We start from the raw sequence: 929 nt of genomic DNA on the forward strand, positions 1-929 counted from the left end.
TTGTGGGTCGCCCCGCGGGGCGAAACGCCTGGTCGGTGACGCCGTGAAACAGGCCCGCCGCCTGCTCGGCGTGAAGGCGCCGGTCCTGGTCCGGATGGACTCGGCCTACTACGGCCGCGACGCCGTCCACGCGGCGATCACCGGCGGCGCGCACGTGTCCGTCACCGTGCGGGCAACCAGCCCGGTCAAGGCCGCGATCGCCGGCATCGATGACGGTGCGTGGACCACGATCGAGTACCCGGACGCGATCTTCGATGAGATGAGCGGGGCGTGGATCTCGAAGGCGGAGGTCGCCGAGATCGACTTCACCGCGTTCGCCTCCAAGAAGAAGGCCGACCAGGTCCCGGGCCGGCTGATCGTGCGCCGCATCCCCGACTTCAACGCCGACAAGAAGAAGGCGACCGGGCAGGACACCCTGTTCGACACCTGGCGCTTCCACGCGTTCTTCACCACCGTCCCGGCCCATGTGCTGGACACCGTCGCCGCCGACAAGACCCACCGCGGGCACGCGATCATCGAACAGGTCCACGCCGACCTCAAGGGCTCCGCGCTGGCGCACCTGCCCTCCGGGAAGTTCACCGCCAACGCCGCCTGGCTCGTGCTCGCGGTCATCGCGTTCAACCTCACCCGCGCCGCCGCCACCCTGGCCTCCGGTGCGACACCCCAGACCTCGAAGCTGGCGAAGGCGACCAGCGCGACCGTGCGTCGCAAGCTGATCCACGTCCCGGCCCGGGTCGCGTCCTCCGCCCGGCGGATCACCCTGCACCTGCCCCAAGCGTGGCCCTGGCACCAGGCGTGGACCCGACTGTTCGACCGCGTCGCCGACCCCCCCGCCACCGCACCGCCCTGACCACCCAGCCGACGACGGCGCGACCCGAGCAACCCCGACGTGGAACACCCCGACAGCGAGGTCGGGCGATCACCCACGC

1 protein-coding gene is annotated in these 929 nt (G+C 71.2%); it reads left to right on the top strand.

Annotated elements, in window-relative coordinates; genetic code table 11:
- Positions 1 to 850, top strand: an 850-nt coding sequence (locus ABD225_RS18585; RefSeq protein ID WP_344089191.1) for an IS1380 family transposase, incomplete at its 5' end; no start/stop codon positions are given.
- Positions 851 to 929: the final 79 nt, after the last annotated feature.

Source organism: Nostocoides veronense, from assembly GCF_039531185.1.
Lineage (GTDB): Bacteria > Actinomycetota > Actinomycetes > Actinomycetales > Dermatophilaceae > Nostocoides_A > Nostocoides_A veronense.